This window comes from Agrobacterium salinitolerans, assembly GCF_027498475.1.
GTDB classification, from domain to species: domain Bacteria; phylum Pseudomonadota; class Alphaproteobacteria; order Rhizobiales; family Rhizobiaceae; genus Agrobacterium; species Agrobacterium salinitolerans.
In genome coordinates this window covers 505860-526602 of sequence record NZ_JAPZLN010000001.1, presented here as the reverse complement: position 1 = coordinate 526602, position 20743 = coordinate 505860, and the positions used below count along the sequence as shown (strand labels likewise).

Below are 20743 nucleotides of genomic sequence, written 5' to 3'. Positions count from 1 at the left end.
GCGAATAGCGGTTTGGTTGCGATTGAATTGCGCAAAAACAAAAAGCGGGAATGGCTCCCGCTTTCGTTTATGAGCGATGAGGCTGAAGGCAGGCCTCAGGCCGCTTTTCCGGCATTGGAGAACTGGCCGTGTGGGCGATATTGCACCATGTAGGAAGGCAGAACCGACGCAACGCGAACAGGGGTGATGCCGATACCTTCCAGCGTCAAGCCGTTCTTTTCGGCGTCAGTGGAAACGACATTGTCTTTTTTCAGCATGGTTACCTGATCGGGCGTCAGCGGCGGCGCAATCAGAGGTACCATTGAAGCGATCTTGCCAATCATCGACGCGACGCCGAAAGGCAGGTTGACGAAAGGACGCTGCCGGTAGGTCGCGGCAAGAACCGCCTCGAGACAGTCACGGAACGTCATGACATCCTGACCGCCGAGTTCATAGATCGCGCCTGGCTTTAGCTTGCCATCGACGCCACGGGCGACGGCTTCCGCGACATCCTCGACATAAACAGGCTGGAACCTGGTTTTCCCGCCGCCGATCAGCGGCAGGAACGGCATGCTGCGGGCCATCTTCGCGAACTTGTTGAAGAAATCGTCTTCCGGTCCAAATATGATCGACGGGCGCAGGATCACGGCGTCAGGAAGGGCGGAATGAATGGCGGCCTCGGCGCGGCCCTTGGTGCGGCCATAACCGGTCGGCGAATTGGCGTCCGCGCCGATGGCGGAGATATGCGTCAGTGTCGCACCCGCGTCGCGGGCCGCCTCAGCAATGGCTTTCGCGCCGAATTCCTGTACGGCGTCAAACGTGTTGCGACCGCTTTCGGTCAGGATGCCGACGCAATTGACCACATGGTCGGCGTCTTCCACGGCTTTGACGATGGAATCGCGATAACGCAGGTTCGCCTGGGCGAAGGAAATCTGGCCGACATTGCCGAGCGGCTGCAGGAAACCGGCGAGATCCGGGCGGCGCACCGCGACGCGGATGCGGTAACCGCGCTTCGCAAGTATCCGCACGACATGCCGCCCGACAAAACCCGAACCGCCGAAAACGGTGACGAGGGGTGGAAGGTTGGCCAAGGTCATGGGAGGCTCCTCAGAAGCTGTCGATAAAGCGTTTTTCAGTCTCTTAGCCCAAAGCTACGCGCGCGTGAAGAGCGGTTGTCGCAAGGCTTGAGGCTAGTTTGGGAAATGCGGTTGACGGTCCTCAAATTCCTTCGACGATCATCATCTGCGCATCTGCCACTTCCTGGCGGATTTTAGCCGCCGCCTGGTATTCGGGAGAGTTGTAGCAGTCAATCGCATGCTGGACGGACGGGAATTCGATGACAACGTTGCGCGCACGCGCCTTACCTTCCAGTTCCGTCACCGAACCGCCGCGAGCCAGAAAATTGGCGCCGAACCGCTCGAAGGCGGGCTTGGCTGTGGAGACATAGTCCTTGTAACGCTCGCTGTCGCGTACATCGACCTGGGCGATCCAATATCCCTTTGCCATTTCATCTCCTCCGGTTGCGGTTACTGATTGGCTGGAAAGCTGGCGCGCAGCATATCGTCCAGAATGGCGCGGGCCGCCGCTTTCGGGTCTTCCGCCCTGACGATGGGGCGGGCGACAACCAGATGGCTCGAACCGGCCTTGATGGCGTCATAGGGCGTCATCACCCGCTTCTGATCGCCGATATCCGCGCCGGCTGGGCGAATGCCGGGGGTGACCACGGCAAGGTCTGGGCCGAGGATTTCGCGCACGGCAGTCGATTCTTCCGCCGAACAGACGATGCCGCCCATGCCCGCCTCGCGTGCCTGCTCCGCCCGGCGCAGCACCAGCGAACGGGCGTCAGAAGCATAACCCGCCTCGGCGAGATCGACGTCGTCCATCGAGGTGAGCACGGTGACGCCCAGCAGGCAAAGGCCGGAGCCTTCAGCGGCCTTGACGGCAGCGCGCATCGCTTTCGGATAGGCGTGCAGCGTCAGCATCGACATGCCCATGCGGGCGATGTTTTCGACACCGGAGGCGACGGTATTGTCGATATCGAGCAGCTTCATGTCGAGAAAGACCTTCTTGCCGCTCTGGACAAGGTCACGCGCGAATTCGAGACCGCCGGCGAAGACCAGCTGATAACCGATCTTGTAGAACAGAACCTCGTCGCCGATTTTCGAAACGATGTCTTCGGCCTGCTGCACAGTCGGAACATCCAGCCCGACGATGAGTTTTTCGCGCGCGGTCATTGTCTTATCCCTGCCATGTTTCCATTGCCGTCCAGTCGCATGTGGGGGACGAGGCTGCAAGTGAAAATTCGGCGATGGAAAAGCGGAAAAGGTTGCCGCCGCCCGGCGGCTGGTCCTCGGCGCGGCTGATGCCGCGGCCCTCGATGTGGCATTTCAGAAGCGTGCCCACACCGCCATGGCCGACAAAGGCGATGGGCTGCCGGGGGTCGTGTCGGTCGAGAATGGCCTTGACGGCTCCCATGATCCGCGCCTGCGCATCGATTGCCCGCTCCCAGCCGTGAAAACTTTCTTCAGGATGGGCGAAGAACCAGTCCGCCGCCTTTTCGAATTCCGGCGGCGGCAGGAAGCCCGTGGCCGACCGGTCGTTTTCATGCATCGCCTCGACGATCTCTATTTCCGCGCCGGATGTCTCGGCAAGGATACGGGCGGTTTCGATAGCCTTGGTTTCGGCGCTGGAAACGATGTGTCGCAATGCTTTCGCCCAGGGGAGGCGGCTCGCCTCGCGCGTCCGTTCAGCACCCTTTTCCGAAAGCCCCCATTCTGGAACGGGAATAGCCGGATCAATCTTGACCTGGGGGTGGGTGATATAGAGCGCATGCATGGCAATCGGTCCTCAAGGGTGATGGAAAGGGCTAATCCACACCCTGACCATCCGTCACGACCCGGAAATGACAGGCTCGACCATTCTGCCCGGACGTTAGGCCCGCGTGTAGGTCCACAATTGCGCCGGGGGAATATTGCGCACGATGAAATCGAAATGACGGATATGGTAGAGGTGCGGCTGCGCGACGATCGGGGAAATCGGACCGTATGATATCTGCACCACGGGTCGGCCATGCGGCACGCGCTTCAGCAATTCGTCGAGAAGCTTGATGCGGGCGGCCATCGGAAAATTCAGCATCGGCACGGCGGAGATGACGCTGTCGAACATCTGGCCCTTGTGCTCGCCAAGCGTCGCATCGAGATCGAAGGCGTCACCATTGACGAAATTGACACCCGGATAGCTCCGGAGCAGTTGGTTGTAGAAATCGGTCGAATATTCGATTGCCGTCAGGTTCTCCGGCTTGATGCCGCGCGCCAGAATGGCCTTGGTGATGACGCCCGTGCCCGGGCCGAGTTCGAGAACCGGCAGGCCAGAATGGGGATTGATGACACTCGCCATTTTTTTCGCCGTGATTGTCGATGTCGGAACAATGGCTCCGACTTTTTTCGGCTGGCTGACCATACCTTTGAAAAAGCGGATTTCTTCCTCAAATTTCTGTTCAAGCCGTTGCTTCAGGTTAAGTGCCATAGTTCCCTCAGATGCATTTGGTCATTGTCAAAAAACTGTTACGCAATGTTGATCCCATTTGGCGCAAAAACAAGGCAAAATGTCGTAACTGGAAAAATTCGTCTACGGCTTAAGAAGTCATGCCGAATCAAGAAAAGCCGGTGAAGCGTTCCACCGGCTTTTCGATGAAATTTGCGGAAAATTCCCGTTTCAAACGCGCATCGGCATCAAAACGTAAAGCGCGTCGTCGCCGGCGGTGTCGCGTACGAGCGTCGGCGAGCCGGCGTCTGCCAGCAGGAAAATCGCGTCGTCGCCGGAAAGCTGCGAGGTGATGTCGAGGAGATATTTGGCGTTGAAGCCGATTTCCATCGAATCATTGTCGTAGCCGACAGCCACTTCTTCCGTCGCACTGCCCGAATCCGGGTTGTTGACGGTCAGCGTTAGCTGGCCGTTGGTGAGCGCGAGCTTCACGGCGCGGCCGCGCTCGGAAGAAATGGTCGAGACGCGGTCGACAGCCTGCGCGAAGGTCTGGCAATCGACCCGCATTTCCTTGTCGTTGCCGGTCGGGATCACGCGCTGGTAGTCCGGGAAGGTGCCGTCGATCAGCTTCGAGGTCAGAACGACAGAGCCGATTGTCAGGCGGATTTTCGCATCCGATACTTCAACCGTCACTTCCAGTTCAGGGTTGTCCATCAGCTTCTGTAGTTCGCCCACGGTCTTGCGCGGGATGATGATGCCCGGCATGCCTTCGGAGCCGGATGGCGCATCCACATCGGCGCGGGCCAGGCGGTGACCGTCGGTCGCGACAGCGCGCAGCTTCAGATCGCCATTGCTCTCGATGGTGTGGAAGAAGATGCCGTTGAGGTAATAACGCGTCTCTTCGGTCGAAATCGCAAACTGTGTGCGGTCGATCAGCATCTTCAGGTCGGTCGCCTTCAGTTTGAAGGTGTGGCTGAAGGTGCCGGCGGTCAGATCGGGGAAGTCCCCTTCCGGCAGGCATTGCAGCGAGAATTTCGAACGGCCGGAGGCAACCGTCATCGAGGAGCCGTCCGGGTTGGTGGCCAGAAGCACTTCGGAACCGTCCGGCAGCTTGCGCACGATTTCATAAAGCAGATGCGCCGGCACGGTTGTGGCGCCCGCCTGTTCCACCATGGCCGGCGTCGCTTCGGTGATTTCGAGATCGAGGTCGGTCGCCTTCATGTCCAGATTGGCGCCGGAGGCGCGCAGCAGAACGTTGGACAGGATCGGGATCGTGTTGCGACGCTCGACGACCCTGTGGACGTGGTTCAGCGATTTCAGAAGGTTCGACCGCTCAAGAGTAATACGCATGGACGCTACCGCTTTCAACGTTGCGAACCGGCCACCGCCGGATCGGCAAGAAGAGTCTTCACCGGCAAAAGCCGGACAATGTGGACGGGCAAAATGGCAGAGTTATTGCAGAAAATGCAAGAGCCGAGTTCATCTGCCTCGGCTCATTTTACTGCTATACAACATGATCCACAGGTTGGGACCGCCGATGGACCTTGTTCGCCGGTTTTCTATTGCCCATAAAGGAAAAAACCGGAGCGACCGGCCGGCAAGGGTCGGCCAGAATGATTGGAAGCCGTGTGACGCAGGAAATATCGAACAGTGATGCCAGACAGGCGGCGAAGGAATTCAGGATCGGCACGGCCACCGTTCCGGCGCGGCCGCTGGAGCCGGCGCTTTATCTCGTCGCCACACCCATCGGCAATCTCGGAGATATCACCATCCGCGCGCTGGAAACGCTGGCCTCGGCCGATGTTCTCGCCTGCGAGGATACCCGCGTCACCCGCATCCTGCTTGAGCGTTATGGCATCCGCACGCGTCCGCTCGCCTATCACGAACACAATGCCAATGAAGCGGGACCGAAGCTCATTGCCGCGCTGGAGGCCGGAAAATCCGTGGCACTGGTATCGGACGCCGGAACGCCGCTGGTGTCCGATCCCGGTTATCGTCTTGGCCAGCTGGCGCTTGAGGCAGGCCATCGCGTCGTGCCGGTGCCGGGCGCATCGGCGCCGCTTGCCGCTCTTGTCGGCTCCGGTATGCCGAGCGATGCATTTCTGTTTGCGGGTTTCCTACCGGTGAAGGATCGCGGCAAGCGCGACCGTTTTGCCGAACTTGCGAAAATCCCCGCCACTTTGATCTTTTTTGAATCGCCGCGCCGCATTGGCGCCACCGTCAAGGTGGCGTCGGAAGTGCTTGGCCGCGACCGGCGCGCCGTAGTGTGCCGCGAACTGACCAAGACTTTCGAGGAGTTTCGGCGCGGCACGCTCAGCGAGCTTGCCGATTATTATGACGAGGATCGTGTGGTGAAGGGCGAGATCGTGCTGCTGGTGGAGCCACCCTCCTATGACGACATTCCCGATATCGAGGATGTCGAGAAGCTCCTGAAAGATCTTGTCTCGACCATGTCCGCCGCCAAGGCTGCCGGTGAAGCGGCGAAGCTGACAGGCCTGCCGCGCAAGGAGCTTTATCAGCGGCTGCTGGATATGAAGGACAGGAATGGCGGCTGACGCGCAAAGGAACAAAAGGCGTAATGCCGAGCGGCGCGGCCACACGGCGGAATATTGGGCCGCACTTTATCTGCTGGCGAAAGGATATCGCATCCTCGCCATTCGGTATCGCACCCGGCTGGGGGAAATCGATCTCATCGCCCGCAAGAAGAATCTCGTTGCCATCATCGAGGTCAAGGCGCGCGCTTCGGGTGAGAGCGCGGTGAATGCCGTCGGTTTCCATTCGCAACAGCGCATCCGCGCGGCTGCCGATCTCTGGCTCTCCCGTCGCAAGGATGCCGACCGTCTTTCACTGCGCTTCGATATTGTCGCCATTCTGCCACGACGCCTGCCGCAGCACTTTATCGACGCATTTTAAGAGGGAGGGGAAAGCCAATGTCCACCGAGCGGGAAAAGATGGCCGCGGGCGAATGGTACAACTGCATGGATGCCGAACTGGATTTGCTGCGCGGCCATGTGCGACGGGCGGTTCACCAGCACAATACCATGCAGCCGGATGAGCGCGGTGCCATCGGGCCGCTACTGCGGGCCCTTTTTGCTTCTGCGGGTGAAGGGGCATTTATCGAGGCGCCGTTTCATTGCGCCTACGGCCTCAACGTCACGCTGGGCAGGAATGTCTATCTCAATGCCGGCTGCACAATTCTCGATTCTGCGAAGGTCGCGATAGGCGACGGCGCGATGCTCGGTCCCGCCGTGCAGATCTATTGTGCGGAGCACCATCTGGACCCGGTTCCGCGCGCGCAGGGAATTGAAATCGCAAAGCCCGTCACGATTGGCCGCGATGTCTGGATTGGCGGCGGAGCGATCATTCTGGCCGGTATCACCATCGGTGACGGCGCAATTGTCGGCGCCGGTTCGGTGGTGACGCGCGATGTGCCGCCAGGTGCAACGGTCGTGGGAAATCCGGCCCGACCCATAAATCGTATAGCCGGCTGAGATTGTCCGTACGCGCTGTAATAAATCTGACACGGAACTGTCAAAGAGGCGTCATGGAACGCCTCTATTCGCATCCTCATCCCAATAAATGGTGGAGAGGATTTAGTAATGTTGAAGAAGATTTCCATGGCCGCGGTGGCCGTCAGCATGTCGGCAACATCTTCCATGGCTGCGACCAACATCACTTGGTGGCACGGCATGGGCGGCCGCAATGGCGAAGTCATCAACGAAGTCGCCCAGAAGTTCAACGAAGCCCAGAAAGAATGTGCGCTGACGCCGGTTTCCAAGGGCTCCTACGAAGAAGCCCTGGCCAGCGGCATCGCCGCTTTCCGCTCCGGCGAGCAGCCGAATATCCTCCAGGTTTTTGACGCTGGCGCCGCCACCATCATCAACGCCAAGGGCGCTGTCATTCCTGCCGAAGACCTCATCAACAAGGCTGGCTACAAGTTCGACCGCGACGCCTTCATCAACGGCGTTCGTTATTTCTATGCTGCCGCTGACGGCAAGTTCGTCGGCATGCCGTTCAACTCCTCCGCTCCCATCATGTATGTCAACGACGAAGCCCTGAAGAAGGCCGGCGTCGAAGCGCCGAAGACCTGGGAAGAGTTCGAGCAGGTGGCGCCGAAGCTTAAGGAAGCCGGCTATATTCCGCTCGTCCAGTCGCAGCTGACCTGGCAGTTCACGGAAAACTTCTTCTCCCGCAACAACATCCAGTTCGCCACCAACAATAACGGTTACGACAGCGTCACCGACACCAAGCTCAAGGTCACCGACCCGAACCTCGTCATGATGTTCGACAAGCTGAAGGACTGGAAGGACAAGGGCCTGTTCGCCTATTACGGCGCCGGCTGGAACGACAACCAGAAGCCCTTCGAAGAAGGCAAGGTCGCCTTCTGGATCGGTTCTTCGGGTTCCTTCGGCGGCCTGCAGAAGACGGCGACCATGCCGTTCTCGGCAACCTTCCTTCCCTACTGGGGTTCCATCAAGGGCGCCGGCACCAACTCCTTCATCGGTGGCGCTGCGCTCTTTGCAATGTCGGGCAAGTCTGAAGCCGAAAACAAGTGCGTGGCCGACTTCTTCCAGTTCCTGACCTCGCCGGAAATCCAGGTCTTCTACCACAAGGCAACCGGTTACGTCGCCATCACCAAGGCCGCTTACGAAAAGGCGAAGGCTGAAGGCTACTACAAGGAAAAGCCGGTCGCCGAAGTCGGTATTCAGCAGCTGTCGCTGCCGGGTGGTGAATGGTCCAAGGGTTACCGCCTCGGCTTCTACCCGCAGATCCGCGCTGTCATGGAACGCGAATATAACCGCATCTTCTCCGGCGAAGTCGCGCCGAAGGACGCCTTCGACATCATCGAGAAGGAAGGCAACGACCTGCTCGCCCGTTTCGCCAAGACGGCCGGCTGATCGATCTTTACGAAACCAATGACCATTGCCGAGCCTCCTTTCCCACGGAAGGGGGCTCGCTCTTGGATAAGGAAGCGCAAGCGTGGCCTATTCATCGTCTCAACCGCGTCGGTTTTTGTCCGGCTGGTCCGCAAAGGCTGCAAAGCCAGCAAAACCTGCCGACGCCGGCATGAAGCGCGTGCAGTTCTCCTCGTCCTACGTGCCCTACCTGTTTCTGGCGCCGCAGCTTGCGGTGATTTTCATCTTCTTCTACTGGCCGTCGGTTCAGGCCATACATTCGTCCTTTTATATTGAAGACCCGTTCGGTTTTGGCGCCTCCTTCGTCGGATTTGCCAACTATTCCGATGCGATCTTCAGCCCCGAATATCTCAGCATCGCCAAATTCACGGTTGTATTCACCGTGCTGGTCACCTTCTTTTCGCTGGCGCTTGGCTTGCTGCTCGCCGTCAAGGCGGATGCGGTCATTCGCGGCAGCTCGACATACAAGACACTGCTGATTTCCGTCTATGCCATCGCGCCGCCTGTCGCCGGTCTCATCGGCATGATGTTTTTCGACCAGCATATCGGCCCCTTCGTCAAAATGGCCGCGTTTCTCGGCTGGGACATGAAGGTCGGCCTCAATTATTTCGATACGGCCTTCGCCATGATCGTCGTTGCGGTCTGGAAGCAGATTCCTTACAATTTCATCTTCTTCCTTTCGGGGCTTCAGGGTGTCCCGGTTTCGGTGCGGGAAGCCGCCGCCATCGACTGCCGCTCGGGTTTTCGACGGTTCTGGACGGTGATCATGCCGCTTCTGGCGCCCACGGCCTTCTTCCTGCTGATCATCAACATCACCTATGCGCTCTTCGACACATTCGGCGTCATCGACGTGATGGTGAAGGACAAGGCAGCCAATAATCCGATCACGCTGGTCTACAAGGTGTTTCTGGACGGTTTCCGCGGCAATGACATCGGTGGGTCTTCCGCCCAGTCCGTCATTCTGATGCTGGTCGTCTTCGTTCTCACCATCATCCAGTTCCGCTTCATCGAAAAGCGCATCCATTACAATTGAGGGAAAAGACCATGTACAAGACAAAGCCCCTCGATCATCTCGTGCTGATCATCGGCGCGCTGTTCTTGATATTGCCGGTCATCGTGGCCTTCATGACCTCCACGCATACCGCTGCGGAAATTCACCGCAGTGGTCTGACGATGGTTCCCGGCGACAATTTCATCGAGACTTATGAAAAGGTCCTGACCCAGAAGGGCGGCTTTACCGGGCAGATCACGGGTCTCAACATGGTGTTGAATTCGCTGATCCTCGGCATCGGTTTTGCCGTCGGCAAGATCGTGCTGTCGATGACCGCGGCCTATGCGATCGTCTATTTCCGCTTCCGGTTCGCAACGCTCGCCTTCTGGATCATCTTCACCACGCTGCTTCTGCCGCTCGAAGTGCGCATCATGCCGTCCTATGAGGTGATGAGCAAACTCGGCCTTTTGAACTCCTATACCGGCCTCATCGTGCCGCTTCTCGCTTCGGCGACGGGCACCTTCTATTTCCGGCAATTCTTCAAATCGGTGCCGGAGGAGTTGCTGGAGGCTGCCCGTATCGATGGTGCGGGTCCGGTGAAATTCTTCATCGACGTTCTCATACCGCTGTCCCGCACCATGATGGCGGCGATCTTCATCATCATGTTCGTTTATGGCTGGAACCAGTATCTCTGGCCCATGCTGATGACGACGGATGAGGGCTTCTTCACCCTGATGCGCGGCATCAAGTCGATCCTGCAGGTCTGGGTCGGTTCGCAAATTCCCGATTACAACGAAGCTTTCGCGCTCGCCGTGCTGGCCATGCTGCCGCCGGTGCTGATCGTCGTCATTTTCCAGCGCTGGTTCATAAAGGGCCTGACCGAAAGCGATAAATAAGGAGACCGAAATGGCCGCGATAGACATCAGTCAGGTCTGCAAGGATTATCATGGCGGCGTGCGTGCCGTGCATCACGTCGATATCGACATCAGGGACGGTGAATTCATCGTTCTTGTCGGCCCCTCCGGCTGCGGCAAATCCACGCTCCTGCGCATGGTTGCTGGGCTTGAGGATATTTCCGAAGGCACGGTGAAGATCGGCGACCGGGTGGTCAATCAGGCCGATCCGGCAGACCGCGATATTGCCATGGTGTTTCAGAACTACGCGCTCTATCCGCATATGTCGGTGCGACAGAACCTGGAATACGGTTTGAAGAACCGCAAGACGCCGAAGGAGGAGATCGATGCGCGTGTGGCTGAAGCCGCGCGCATGCTGCAGCTTGAACCCTATCTGGACCGCAAGCCGCGCGCCCTGTCCGGCGGCCAGCGGCAGCGTGTGGCCATGGGCCGCGCCATCGTGCGCAAACCGGCGGCCTTCCTGTTCGACGAGCCCCTGTCCAATCTCGACGCCAAGCTGCGCGTTTCCATGCGGGGCGAAATCAAGCGCCTGCAAAAACGTCTCGGCACCACCTCGATTTATGTCACTCACGATCAGCTGGAAGCGATGACGCTGGCCGATCGTCTTGTGGTGTTGAATGGCGGTCGTATCGAACAGATCGGCGCACCGCTCGATGTCTATCACACCCCTGCCTCGACCTTCGTTGCGAGTTTCATCGGCTCTCCCGCCATGAACCTGCTGAACGCAGAGTTGCATGGTGATAGCCTCGCCATCGGTCCGTCGCTCTTTGCGCTCAACGGTTTCGCACCTGCGTCAGGGTCGGTGACGGTTGGCATGCGGGCGGAAGATCTCCGCCTCGCTGCGGCAGGTGAGCAGGGCTTCCCGCTTCGGGTCGATTATATCGAGGAACTGGGCTCGCAGCGTCTCATCCACGGCATGATCGGCGAACAGAACCTGACCGTTGCCTTCCCGCCGGATGTCGAGGTTCCGTCTGCGCTCTCGGTCACGATCGCGCCGGAAAAACTGCATTTCTTCTCCAGCGAAACCGGCAAGCGTATCGCCGGCAAAGCGGAGCAGTTGGCGGCGCAGCCCGCGCAAATGGCGACGGCCTGAGCGCATCGCAGAAATCGGCGCGATGACTAAAATTGCGCCGATTGTCAAAACCGCTTTGTTACGATCCCGATGATAGAAGACCTCCAATATTTCACGGGGGTTTTCTCATATGTCCTTCAAAATGATGTTCGCTGCCGCGGCAACCATGGCGATCCGCACGGTGCCGATTTTGCCGGCCTATTTGCGCGGGTCAAAAGATGAGGCTGTTGTCAGCGCGTCCTGCACCGATCTGCGGCTTCAACCGGCGCCCATCAATCCGGACTGGATCATTTCCGGCAATCCTCAGGCGCGGGCGGCAGATCATTCCAGAAGCGGCGACCGTGCTTCAAGCACCGCCATGTGGGATTGTACGGCTGGTGAATTCCGATGGTTCTTCGGCTGGGATGAAACCGTCTATATTCTGGAAGGCGAGGTGCATGTGACGGCCGAAGACGGTTCGGTTAGCATCCTGCGGGTCGGCGACGTCGCCTATTTTCGGGCTGGAACATGGGCCACCTGGCGGGTGGATGATTATGTTCGCAAGGTCGCCTTCATGCGCCGTCCGTTCCCCAAGGCGCTGGCTTTTGCCTATCGCGTCAAGAACAAGCTGTTTGCCGGCCGTTCCTATAAGCTGGCGGCCTGAACCCATAAAACATTGCGGTTGGCGGGGCCCGCAAGGCTCCGCCGGCAGAATTGTGAAGGTTCAATAAAACTCACACAAACCACCGCTTGCAGCCGTTGCCTTTGAAGGGTCGCTGCCCTACATCTTCAGGGTTTTCTGAAGCATTTCCGGGTTTCTCCTGGTCCTGCAGGGAAGCTTGAAAAGGCGAGGCAATGGGCACCGCGGGCCGCAAAGCGTCCGCATGCTGCAAGAGGAACATTCGCATGGCGAAGATCAAGAACGTCGCGATCCAGATGGATCATGTCTCCGGCATCAATATCGCCGGTGACTCCACCTTCGCCATGAGCCTTGAGGCGCAGGCGCGCGGATATCGGTTGTTCCATTATACGCCGGAGCGCCTTTCCATGCGTGATGGCAAGATTTACGCCACTGTTGAGCAGATGGAACTGCGCGATATCAAAGGCGACCATTTCTCCCTGTCCGAACCGGAGCGTGTCGATCTGTCGATGATGGATGTCATCCATCTGCGTCAGGATCCGCCATTCGACATGGCTTACATCACCTCGACCCATCTGCTGGAGCGCATTCATCCGAAAACGCTGGTGGTCAACGATCCCGCCTGGGTCCGCAACTCGCCGGAAAAGATTTTCGTCACCGAATTCGCCGATCTGATGCCCAAGACGCTGATCACCAAGGACGTGGAGGAAATCGCCCGCTTCCGCAATGAAATGGGCGATATCATCCTCAAGCCGCTTTACGGAAATGGTGGTGCAGGCGTCTTCCATTCCGCGCGCGACGACCGCAACTTCTCCTCTCTGCTGGAGATGTTCGGCCAGATGTTCCGCGAGCCTTACATCGCCCAGCAATATCTGCCTGACGTCCGCAAGGGCGACAAGCGCATCCTCCTGGTAGACGGCGAGCCGGTTGGCGCAATCAACCGCGTGCCGGCGGAAAACGACGCCCGCTCCAACATGCATGCCGGCGGCCGACCTGAACCGACGGAGCTGACGGCGCGTGAAAAGGAAATCTGCCGCCGCATCGGCCCTGCCCTGCGGGAGCGCGGTTTCCTCTTCGTTGGCATCGATGTCATCGGCGATTATCTCACCGAAATCAACGTCACCTCACCAACCGGTATTCGCGAAGTGCGCAAATTCGGCGGCGCCGATGTGGCGAGCCTGCTGTGGGACGCGATCGAGAAAAAGCGCGACGCTCAGGAGTTCTGAAGCGATCTCAATCGCTCCCGGTTTGTTCCATGCGTACAACTCGATACAACTAAAATACATCGCATGCGAGAAATTGTTCTCTAGGTGTTCTTGTTTTATTCTTTTCTCTGTGGCACGTTGCTTGCGGGCGGCTGCCTTGGAACATGAAGTTCAGATGACGCGGCCGGTTTGCGGGGGCAGGCCATGGTGGCAAGGGTCAATACGGTTGCATTTCAGGGCATAGAGGGCGTGCCAGTCGAGGTGCAGGTGATGGTTGCACCCGGAAAGATCGGTATCCAGATTGTCGGTCTGCCGGACAAGGCGGTCGCCGAAAGCCGCGAGCGGGTGCAGGCCGCCCTGCATGCCTCAGGTCTGGCCTTGCCGGCAAAAAAAGTCACCGTCAATCTGGCGCCTGCCGATCTGCCCAAGGAAGGGTCGCATTTCGACCTTCCAATCGCTCTCGGCCTCATGGCTGCTCTGGGTGCCATACCGGCGGAAGCGCTCAGCCAGTATGTGGTTCTCGGCGAACTCAATCTCGATGGTACGATCGGCATGGTTTCGGGCGCGCTGCCGGCGGCCATCGGCGCCAATGCGCTCGGCAAGGGGCTGATTTGCCCGGCCGAAAGTGGGCCGGAAGCGGCCTGGGCCGGCGCCGGCATCGATATTCTAGCCCCGCGTAGTCTCATTGCGCTCGCCAATCATTTTCGCGGCACCCAGCTTCTGTCGCGCCCCGCACCTGCCATCCGTGCCAATCCGGTCAATCTGCCGGATCTGGCCGATATCAAGGGGCAGGAGACGGCCCGGCGCGCGCTGGAAGTGGCGGCTGCGGGTGGCCACAATCTGCTGATGGTTGGCCCGCCCGGTTCTGGCAAATCCATGCTCGCCGCTCGGCTGCCCTCAATTCTGCCACCGCTGGAGGCTGCGGAATTGCTGGAAGTGTCCATGGTTCACTCCATCGCCGGCCAATTATCGGGCGGCAAGCTGTCGGACCGCAGACCGTTTCGTACGCCACACCATTCCGCCACCATGGCCGCGCTGATCGGCGGAGGGCTGCGGGCCAAACCGGGGGAGGCCTCGCTTGCCCATCACGGCGTTCTTTTTCTGGATGAGTTCCCGGAATTCTCACCCCAGGTGCTGGATGCGCTGCGCCAGCCGCTGGAGACTGGCGAATGCATCATCGCGCGGGCCAATCATCGCGTCAGCTATCCCGCGGAAATCCAGCTCGTTGCGGCGATGAACCCCTGCCGCTGCGGCATGGCGGGAGAGCCGGGTTTCACCTGTGCCCGAGGCCCGCGTTGTGTGACGGATTATCAGGCCCGCATTTCCGGTCCGCTGCTGGATCGTATCGATATCCGTATCGACGTTCCCGCCGTCTCCGCCGCCGATCTCATCCGCCCCGTCGCGTCCGAGCCGAGTGCGGTAGTGGCCGGCCGTGTCGCCCGGGCTCGCCTTGCGCAGCAGGAACGCTACGCGGCGGCGGGATTTGCCGCCATTCGCACGAATGCCCGCTGCACGACGACCTTAATAGAAAAATATGCCGAGCCGGATGCGTCCGGGCTGCAATTGCTGCGCGATGCGGCTGAGCGGTTGAAGTTCTCCGCGCGCGGTTATCATCGCATTCTCAAGGTTGCCCGCACCCTGGCCGACCTGGATGGCAAACAAACGGTCGGCCGCATCCACGTGGCGGAAGCTGTGTCCTATCGTATCGCTGGCGAAAGGCTGACGGCGGCGGCCCAGAGCATCCAGTAGAGATATCAAGCGGTTTTTCGTCCGGAAAATGTTTAGAAACAAGGAGGTAGGGGCCGTCCAACGATTCCGCTTAAACTGGAATTGCCCTAGAAGGCGTCCCTTTGCGCCCTGCCTCAAAAAACATTGTGCCGCCAGCGGAGCCGGCGGCACGTAAGACAATTCGCAAATTGGGCGCGCAATCGTACTGCGCTTGAAAGCGTGGCTTAAAGCCCAAGGCCTTCGAAAAGCGCCGTCGAAAGGTAGCGTTCCGCAAAGGAAGGAATGATGACGACGATGTTCTTGCCGGCATTTTCTTCCCGCGCGCCGACCTTAATTGCCGCCGCCAGCGCCGCACCCGAGGAGATGCCGACCGGCACGCCTTCCAGCCTTGCCGCCAGACGTGCTGTTTCGAAAGCCTCGTCATTGGTCACGGTGACGATCTCGTCATAAATGCCGGTATCGAGGATGGCAGGTGCAAAACCGGCACCGATGCCCTGGATCTTGTGCGGACCGGGGTTGCCGCCGGAAAGAACCGGGCTGTCGGCAGGTTCGACCGCAATCACCTTCACCTCGGGCTTGCGGGATTTCAGCACCTGACCCGTGCCGGTGATGGTGCCGCCGGTGCCAATACCAGAGACGAGAATATCGACCGTGCCTTCGGTGTCGTTCCAGATTTCTTCAGCTGTCGTCTTGCGGTGAATATCAGGATTGGCGGGGTTTTCGAACTGCTGCGGAATGATGGCGTCAGGCAGGGTCGCGGCCAATTCCTGCGCCTTGGCGATGGCGCCCTTCATGCCCTTGGGGCCTTCGGTCAACACCAGTTCGGCGCCGAGCAGAGCCAGCATTTTCCGACGCTCAACCGACATGGTTTCAGGCATGGTCAGGATCAGCTTGTAGCCCTTTGCTGCGGCGGCGAAGGCAAGCGCGATGCCCGTGTTGCCGGAGGTCGGCTCCACCAGCGTTGTCTTGCCGGGGATGATCTTGCCTTGCGCTTCCAGCGTTTCGATCATGGCGACGCCGATGCGGTCCTTCACGGAGGCGATGGGATTGAAAAATTCGAGTTTGGCGAGAAGGTTGGCCTTTACGCCCTTCTCCTTCGCCAGCTTGTCGAGCCGCACGATCGGTGTGTCGCCGATTGTTTCCGTAATCGAGGAATAGACGCGTCCGCGTCCGGGCTTTCTGGCTTCGGGCATGATGCTCTCCTGTGTAAAGACCGCAAGATTTGAGCGGCAGAATAGGAGCAATAGCTTTCGCAAGCTAGCGAACGTTCGTCCGAATATCTCCAAATTGCAGGAATAATTTCACGATAAATCGCATAAACGCAAGAATTTGTTTTATGTGCTGCGGATCGCGATCATGGTCGCTGTTCCGGCCAGAATACCCGCCGCCGTGCGGTTGAGGATCGTCAAGGCGCTCGGCCTTTTCAGGAGGTTGCGCGCCTTGGCCGCAAGCAGGATGTAAGGCAGGAGAACCGCCATCAGCACGACGAAGTTGATGGCGAGAAGTGTCGCATATTCCGAAGCTCCTATCATGCGGATGTCGATCAGCGTCGGCACCAGCGCCACATAAAAAAGCATGGTTTTCGGGTTGCCGAGCGTAATCAGCAGTCCGGACAGGAAGGACATGGACATGCTGGTGCTCTTCTTCGCCTTCAGCTCCTGCGGCAGCAGACCGGCGGTCCAAAGCTTCCAGGCAATATAAAGGAGATAGGCTGCGCCCGCGAATTTCAGCACCATGAAGGCTTCCTGAAAGGTCTGCGCGACGAAGGCCAAGCCCAGGATCACAGCGGTCAGGTAAATCATGTCGCCCAGCACCAGCCCCAGACCCATGAAGAAGGTTTCGCGAAAGCCCGAACCCAGCGCCCGCGCCACGATCGCCGTCATGCCGGGGCCGGGAATGGCGGCGGCAATGAAGAGGGCGGTGGCATAGGCGAAAAGGGTCGTCAGCGTCATGATCGTGTTTCCCGGAAAATCCGCCAGATCAATAGCGAAACTGCCGGGTAAAGACAATCACTCCACGCGTCTGTCCCAGCGGTGTCGCTAAACGCCGGTGGAGCCGAAACCGCCGGCGCCCCGCGCCGTCTGGGAGGTCTCCGTCACCTCGCTCACAACAACTTGGGTTACCGGTGCGATCACCATCTGCGCAATGCGCATACCGCGCTCGATGATAAAAACCTCCTGGCCCAGATTGGCGAGGATGACTTTCACCTCACCGCGATAATCGCTATCCACCGTGCCGGGAGAGTTGAGGCAGGTAACGCCGTTCTTGATGGCGAGGCCGGAACGCGGACGAATTTGTGCCTCATAACCTTGCGGAACCTCGAAAATGAAACCGGTCGGAACGAGCGTCCGCTCGCCCGGTTGCAGAGTCAGCGGTTCACCGGAAGGTACGGCAGCGCGCAGGTCCATGCCGGCGGCGCCACGGGTTTCATAGGACGGCAATTCGAGGTCAGCGCCATTGGCGAGGCGGACAAGCCGGAGAGGGGGGCGATTGTCGTTTTGAAGGGTCATGCCGCATTAGTTTGCCGAGATCGCGGCAAGGTCAATTGCAAATGTGGCCTTGAAACGCTAGATAGCCCGCAATTCCACAGGATTTGTCAGATGGCCGAAACACTTGCCGAGGCGGTCTCCCGCCGCCGCACCTTTGCTATTATCGCGCACCCGGATGCGGGTAAGACCACGCTTACCGAAAAACTGCTGCTGTTCGGCGGAGCGATCCAGCTTGCCGGTGAGGTCAAGGCGAAGAAGGATCGCATCCAGACCCGTTCGGACTGGATGAAGATCGAGCGCGAGCGCGGCATTTCGGTCGTCACCTCGGTCATGACCTTCGAATATAACGACCGTGTCTTCAACATTCTCGATACGCCCGGCCACGAGGACTTCGCCGACGACACCTACCGCACGCTGACGGCGGTGGATGCGGCGATCATGGTCATCGATGCCGCCAAGGGTATCGAGCCGCGCACGCTGAAGCTCTTCGAAGTCTGCCGCATGCGCGATATTCCGATCATCACCTTCATCAACAAGATGGACCGCGAAAGCCGCGACCCCTTCGAGATTCTGGATGAGGTGGAAGAGAAGCTCGCGCTCGACACAGCGCCCATCACCTGGCCGGTCGGCCGGGCAAAGACCTTCTGCGGCGCCTATAATCTCGCCGACAACACATTCCGTGGCGTCGATACCCAGGTGGAAGCCATGCCGGTCAACGGTCCGCAGGCGGTTGCCGATCGCCTGCCGGAAAATGAGCGCAACGCCTTCATCGAAGAAACGGAGCTGGCGATGGAAGCCTGCCGTCCTTTCGATCGTCAGGCGTTTCTCGAAGGTCATATGACGCCGGTATTCTTCGGTTCGGCGCTGCGCAATTTCGGTGTCCGTGACCTCATCAATGCGCTTGGCGATTTCGCACCGCCGCCGCGCGATCAGGTGGCGGATACCCGCACCGTCCATGCGGCTGAAGAAAAAATGACGGCCTTTGTCTTTAAAATTCAGGCCAATATGGACCCGAACCATCGAGATCGCATCGCCTTTGCCCGCATCTGCTCCGGTAAGCTGGAGCGCGGCATGAAGGCGCGGCTTGCTCGCACCGGCAAACAGATGGGCCTCACTGCGCCGCAGTTCTTCTTCGCCTCGCAGCGCCAGCTTGCCGATACGGCCTTTGCGGGTGACGTGGTGGGCATACCGAACCACGGCACGCTCCGCATCGGCGATACGCTGACCGAGGGTGAAAACCTGGTTTTCCAGGGCGTGCCGAACTTTTCGCCGGAAATTCTCCGCCGCGTGCGGCTTGAAGACGCCATGAAGGCGAAGAAGCTGAAGGAAGCCTTGCAACAGATGGCGGAAGAGGGTGTCGTACAACTCTTTTCGCCGGAAGACGGCTCGCCGGCCATCGTCGGTGTCGTCGGCGCGCTGCAGCTCGACGTGTTGAAGGAGCGCCTGATGGGCGAATACGGCCTGCCGGTCTCCTTCGAAATGTCGCGCTTTTCGGTCTGCCGCTGGATTTCTTCCGATCAGCCGGCGGAAATGGAAAAGTTCCTCAACGTCAAGCGCGGCGATATCGCCCGCGATCTGGATGGCGATCCGGTGTTTCTTGCGCAGGACGCCTTCTCGCTGCGCTATGAGTCCGAGCGGTTTCCGGCGATCAAGATGGTCGCGATCAAGGAATATCACGTCGCCAAGGCGGCTTGATAAAGGCGTGATTGCACTTTGTATGCCAAGGGCTTAGTTTCCCGGTGAAATGGGAAACTGGTCCGGCATCATGACGCTTTCAGGCAAGCATATTCTCCTTATTATCTCCGGCGGCATCGCGGCCTATAAGAGCCTCGATCTCATCCGTCGCCTGAAAGAGCGCGGCGCGAAGGTGACGCCGGTCATGACGAAGGGCGCGCAGGAATTCGTCACCCCGCTTGCTGTCGGCGCGCTGTCCGCCACGCATGTCTTCACCGAGCTTTTTTCCCGGCAGGATGAACAGGATGTCGGCCATATCAGGCTGGCGCGCGACTGCGATCTCGTGCTGGTCGCACCCGCCACCGCCGATCTGATGGCGAAGATGGCGAATGGTCTGGCAGACGATCTTGCCTCCACAGTCCTTCTCGCGACGGATCGAAAGGTGCTGGCGGCACCGGCGATGAACCCGAAGATGTGGGCGGGAAAGCCCACGCTGCGTAATGTCGAAACGCTGAAAAAAGACGGTGTGTTTTTTATCGGTCCGATGGCCGGCGAGATGGCGGAGAAGGGCGAGGCGGGTTTTGGCCGCATGGCCGAGCCGTTGCAGATCGTCGAAGCCGTTGCCGCACTGCTGGATGAGGGGCCAAAGCCCCTGAAGGGCAGAACGGCCATCGTGACCTCCGGCCCCACGCATGAACCGATTGACCCGGTGCGCTACATCGCCAACCGCTCCTCGGGCAAGCAGGGCCATGCCATTGCGGCGGCTCTGGCTGAGTTGGGGGCAGAGGTCACGCTTGTTTCCGGCCCGGTCACCATCGCCGATCCTGCCGAGGTCACGACGATCCATGTCGAGCGTGCCGAGGAGATGCGCGATGCGGTAATATCGAGACTGCCGGCGGATATCGCCGTCATGGTCGCCGCGGTCGCGGACTGGCGGGTGATGGGCTCGTCGGAACAGAAGATCAAGAAGCAACCGGGCGATGCGCCGCCGGCGCTGCAACTGACGGAAAATCCCGATATTCTCAAAACCGTCGGCCATCATGAAAAGCGCCCGAAAATTGTGGTGGGCTTCGCTGCCGAAACGCAGGATGTCGAGAGGAACGGCCGGGCGAAGCTGGAGCGCAAGGGCGCGGATTATATCGTCGCGAATGATGTTTCGGCGGAAACCGGCATCATGGGCGGAGACCGCAACAGCGTGAAGATCATTTCGGCTGATGGTATCGATGCCTGGCCGGATCTCGACAAGGCGGAAGTCGCAAAACGTCTGGCAGCCCTTATTGCGGAGAAACTCGCATGAGCCTGTTCGATCGCAAGACATTCGACAGAGTGCTTGGCGATTGGCCGGGCGTGCGTTTCGTCGATCAGTGGGATTCGCATGTCGCCAAGGTCGGCGACAAGGTCTTTGCCGTGCTTGGCGAGCGGGAGGACTGGCGGCTGGTCGTCAAATGCTCGGAAGAGAGCTTCGAAATACTGACCTCGCTGGAAGGCATAGGGCAGGCGCCCTATTTCGCCAAACGCAAATGGGTATCGATTGCCGAGCATTCGCCGCTCGAACAGGAAGAGCTGGAACACTATGTGCGCCGTTCCTATGAGCTTGTCGCAGCCGGCCTGACCAGGAAACTGCGGGGCGAACTCGGTATCGTGATCGATACTGCGCGCGCCCTGTAGTCTTC

The 20743-nt window shown here is 59.3% G+C and carries 21 protein-coding genes and 2 pseudogenes; 14 read left to right on the top strand and 9 right to left on the bottom strand.

Annotation, left to right across the window (positions count from 1 at the left end):
- Positions 1–95 precede the first annotated feature (95 nt).
- From O9X91_RS02480 to dnaN, 6 genes are all read right to left on the bottom strand, one after another.
- Complete coding sequence (locus O9X91_RS02480; RefSeq protein ID WP_077983746.1) at positions 96–1076, bottom strand: complex I NDUFA9 subunit family protein; 981 nt, start codon at positions 1074–1076, stop codon at positions 96–98.
- A 121-nt stretch (positions 1077–1197) separates the two neighbouring features.
- On the bottom strand, positions 1198–1485 hold the full coding sequence (locus O9X91_RS02475; protein WP_077983790.1) for a DUF1330 domain-containing protein: 288 nt from the start codon (positions 1483–1485) through the stop codon (positions 1198–1200).
- Between the two features lie 20 nt (positions 1486–1505).
- Entirely contained in the window at positions 1506–2213 is a 708-nt protein-coding gene (gene pyrF / locus O9X91_RS02470; RefSeq protein ID WP_142913716.1) for an orotidine-5'-phosphate decarboxylase, read from the bottom strand.
- 4 nt (positions 2214–2217) lie between these two features.
- A complete protein-coding gene (locus tag O9X91_RS02465) occupies positions 2218–2814 on the bottom strand; it encodes a histidine phosphatase family protein (protein ID WP_142913715.1) in 597 nt (198 codons plus the stop codon).
- A gap of 96 nt (positions 2815–2910) precedes the next feature.
- The gene (pmtA, locus tag O9X91_RS02460) at positions 2911–3504 is read right to left on the bottom strand and encodes a phospholipid N-methyltransferase PmtA (RefSeq protein ID WP_142913714.1); all 594 of its coding nucleotides are present in this window, start codon (positions 3502–3504) and stop codon (positions 2911–2913) included.
- A 189-nt stretch (positions 3505–3693) separates the two neighbouring features.
- Positions 3694–4812, bottom strand: a complete 1119-nt coding sequence (dnaN, locus tag O9X91_RS02455) for a DNA polymerase III subunit beta (RefSeq protein WP_065654600.1) — start codon at positions 4810–4812, stop codon at positions 3694–3696.
- A gap of 263 nt (positions 4813–5075) precedes the next feature.
- Between dnaN and rsmI the strand changes: the two genes are divergently transcribed.
- From rsmI to O9X91_RS02405, 11 genes and pseudogenes are all read left to right on the top strand, one after another.
- Positions 5076–6017 carry a 16S rRNA (cytidine(1402)-2'-O)-methyltransferase gene (rsmI, locus tag O9X91_RS02450; protein ID WP_077983789.1) on the top strand — a complete coding sequence of 314 codons (942 nt, stop codon included), beginning with the start codon at positions 5076–5078 and terminating at the stop codon, positions 6015–6017.
- Positions 6007–6375: a YraN family protein gene (locus O9X91_RS02445; protein WP_142913713.1), complete on the top strand. Its 369-nt coding sequence runs from the start codon at positions 6007–6009 to the stop codon at positions 6373–6375. Before rsmI ends, O9X91_RS02445 begins: the two co-directional genes overlap by 11 nt.
- Before the next feature lie 17 nt (positions 6376–6392).
- Positions 6393–6554 (top strand): annotated as a pseudogene (locus tag O9X91_RS23865) (maltose acetyltransferase domain-containing protein); the annotation flags it as partial.
- A gap of 222 nt (positions 6555–6776) precedes the next feature.
- Positions 6777–6929: pseudogene (locus tag O9X91_RS23860) on the top strand (DapH/DapD/GlmU-related protein); the annotation flags it as partial.
- A gap of 132 nt (positions 6930–7061) precedes the next feature.
- Positions 7062–8360 carry an extracellular solute-binding protein gene (locus O9X91_RS02435; RefSeq protein ID WP_173987948.1) on the top strand — a complete coding sequence of 433 codons (1299 nt, stop codon included), beginning with the start codon at positions 7062–7064 and terminating at the stop codon, positions 8358–8360.
- An 82-nt stretch (positions 8361–8442) separates the two neighbouring features.
- Positions 8443–9411 carry an ABC transporter permease subunit gene (locus O9X91_RS02430; RefSeq protein WP_170985433.1) on the top strand — a complete coding sequence of 323 codons (969 nt, stop codon included), beginning with the start codon at positions 8443–8445 and terminating at the stop codon, positions 9409–9411.
- 11 nt (positions 9412–9422) lie between these two features.
- Positions 9423–10265: a sn-glycerol-3-phosphate ABC transporter permease UgpE gene (ugpE, locus tag O9X91_RS02425; RefSeq protein WP_003520108.1), complete on the top strand. Its 843-nt coding sequence runs from the start codon at positions 9423–9425 to the stop codon at positions 10263–10265.
- Between the two features lie 10 nt (positions 10266–10275).
- The gene (locus O9X91_RS02420) at positions 10276–11376 is read left to right on the top strand and encodes a sn-glycerol-3-phosphate import ATP-binding protein UgpC (RefSeq protein WP_137409650.1); all 1101 of its coding nucleotides are present in this window, start codon (positions 10276–10278) and stop codon (positions 11374–11376) included.
- Positions 11377–11485: 109 nt separating this feature from the next.
- The gene (locus tag O9X91_RS02415) at positions 11486–11998 is read left to right on the top strand and encodes a cupin domain-containing protein (RefSeq protein ID WP_142913711.1); all 513 of its coding nucleotides are present in this window, start codon (positions 11486–11488) and stop codon (positions 11996–11998) included.
- A gap of 242 nt (positions 11999–12240) precedes the next feature.
- Positions 12241–13200, top strand: coding sequence for a glutathione synthase (gene gshB, locus O9X91_RS02410; RefSeq protein ID WP_137409651.1), 960 nt, complete (start codon positions 12241–12243; stop codon positions 13198–13200).
- 183 nt (positions 13201–13383) lie between these two features.
- Positions 13384–14928, top strand: a complete 1545-nt coding sequence (locus O9X91_RS02405; RefSeq protein ID WP_142913709.1) for a YifB family Mg chelatase-like AAA ATPase — start codon at positions 13384–13386, stop codon at positions 14926–14928.
- A gap of 203 nt (positions 14929–15131) precedes the next feature.
- Here the strand turns inward: O9X91_RS02405 and cysK are convergent, their stop codons facing one another.
- From cysK to dut, 3 genes are all read right to left on the bottom strand, one after another.
- Positions 15132–16100, bottom strand: a complete 969-nt coding sequence (gene cysK, locus O9X91_RS02400; RefSeq protein ID WP_077983736.1) for a cysteine synthase A — start codon at positions 16098–16100, stop codon at positions 15132–15134.
- 141 nt (positions 16101–16241) lie between these two features.
- Positions 16242–16859, bottom strand: coding sequence for a LysE family translocator (locus O9X91_RS02395; protein WP_142913708.1), 618 nt, complete (start codon positions 16857–16859; stop codon positions 16242–16244).
- An 87-nt stretch (positions 16860–16946) separates the two neighbouring features.
- Positions 16947–17417 (bottom strand): dUTP diphosphatase, encoded by a 471-nt coding sequence (gene dut / locus O9X91_RS02390; RefSeq protein WP_137409673.1) that lies wholly within the window; start codon positions 17415–17417, stop codon positions 16947–16949.
- A gap of 90 nt (positions 17418–17507) precedes the next feature.
- Here dut and O9X91_RS02385 point away from each other — a divergent pair, with 90 nt between their 5' ends.
- The 3 genes from O9X91_RS02385 to O9X91_RS02375 all read left to right on the top strand — a co-directional run bounded on the left by O9X91_RS02385 (position 17508) and on the right by O9X91_RS02375 (position 20738).
- Positions 17508–19091, top strand: coding sequence for a peptide chain release factor 3 (locus tag O9X91_RS02385; protein WP_077983734.1), 1584 nt, complete (start codon positions 17508–17510; stop codon positions 19089–19091).
- A 70-nt stretch (positions 19092–19161) separates the two neighbouring features.
- Complete coding sequence (gene coaBC / locus O9X91_RS02380; RefSeq protein WP_269833576.1) at positions 19162–20367, top strand: bifunctional phosphopantothenoylcysteine decarboxylase/phosphopantothenate--cysteine ligase CoaBC; 1206 nt, start codon at positions 19162–19164, stop codon at positions 20365–20367.
- Positions 20364–20738: an MmcQ/YjbR family DNA-binding protein gene (locus O9X91_RS02375; RefSeq protein ID WP_142913706.1), complete on the top strand. Its 375-nt coding sequence runs from the start codon at positions 20364–20366 to the stop codon at positions 20736–20738. Before coaBC ends, O9X91_RS02375 begins: the two co-directional genes overlap by 4 nt.
- Positions 20739–20743: the final 5 nt, after the last annotated feature.

Bases quoted from the DNA above. Each gene is read 5' to 3' on its own strand.
- O9X91_RS02480 (WP_077983746.1), bottom strand. From the start codon at position 1,076: ATGACCTTGGCCAACCTTCCACCCCTCGTCACCGTTTTCGGCGGTTCG.
- O9X91_RS02475 (WP_077983790.1), bottom strand. From the start codon at position 1,485: ATGGCAAAGGGATATTGGATCGCCCAGGTCGATGTACGCGACAGCGAG.
- pyrF (WP_142913716.1), bottom strand. From the start codon at position 2,213: ATGACCGCGCGCGAAAAACTCATCGTCGGGCTGGATGTTCCGACTGTG.
- O9X91_RS02465 (WP_142913715.1), bottom strand. From the start codon at position 2,814: ATGCATGCGCTCTATATCACCCACCCCCAGGTCAAGATTGATCCGGCT.
- pmtA (WP_142913714.1), bottom strand. From the start codon at position 3,504: ATGGCACTTAACCTGAAGCAACGGCTTGAACAGAAATTTGAGGAAGAA.
- dnaN (WP_065654600.1), bottom strand. From the start codon at position 4,812: ATGCGTATTACTCTTGAGCGGTCGAACCTTCTGAAATCGCTGAACCAC.
- rsmI (WP_077983789.1), top strand. From the start codon at position 5,076: ATGATTGGAAGCCGTGTGACGCAGGAAATATCGAACAGTGATGCCAGA.
- O9X91_RS02445 (WP_142913713.1), top strand. From the start codon at position 6,007: ATGGCGGCTGACGCGCAAAGGAACAAAAGGCGTAATGCCGAGCGGCGC.
- O9X91_RS02435 (WP_173987948.1), top strand. From the start codon at position 7,062: ATGTTGAAGAAGATTTCCATGGCCGCGGTGGCCGTCAGCATGTCGGCA.
- ugpE (WP_003520108.1), top strand. From the start codon at position 9,423: ATGTACAAGACAAAGCCCCTCGATCATCTCGTGCTGATCATCGGCGCG.
- O9X91_RS02420 (WP_137409650.1), top strand. From the start codon at position 10,276: ATGGCCGCGATAGACATCAGTCAGGTCTGCAAGGATTATCATGGCGGC.
- O9X91_RS02415 (WP_142913711.1), top strand. From the start codon at position 11,486: ATGTCCTTCAAAATGATGTTCGCTGCCGCGGCAACCATGGCGATCCGC.
- gshB (WP_137409651.1), top strand. From the start codon at position 12,241: ATGGCGAAGATCAAGAACGTCGCGATCCAGATGGATCATGTCTCCGGC.
- O9X91_RS02405 (WP_142913709.1), top strand. From the start codon at position 13,384: ATGGTGGCAAGGGTCAATACGGTTGCATTTCAGGGCATAGAGGGCGTG.
- cysK (WP_077983736.1), bottom strand. From the start codon at position 16,100: ATGCCCGAAGCCAGAAAGCCCGGACGCGGACGCGTCTATTCCTCGATT.
- O9X91_RS02395 (WP_142913708.1), bottom strand. From the start codon at position 16,859: ATGACGCTGACGACCCTTTTCGCCTATGCCACCGCCCTCTTCATTGCC.
- dut (WP_137409673.1), bottom strand. From the start codon at position 17,417: ATGACCCTTCAAAACGACAATCGCCCCCCTCTCCGGCTTGTCCGCCTC.
- O9X91_RS02385 (WP_077983734.1), top strand. From the start codon at position 17,508: ATGGCCGAAACACTTGCCGAGGCGGTCTCCCGCCGCCGCACCTTTGCT.
- coaBC (WP_269833576.1), top strand. From the start codon at position 19,162: ATGACGCTTTCAGGCAAGCATATTCTCCTTATTATCTCCGGCGGCATC.
- O9X91_RS02375 (WP_142913706.1), top strand. From the start codon at position 20,364: ATGAGCCTGTTCGATCGCAAGACATTCGACAGAGTGCTTGGCGATTGG.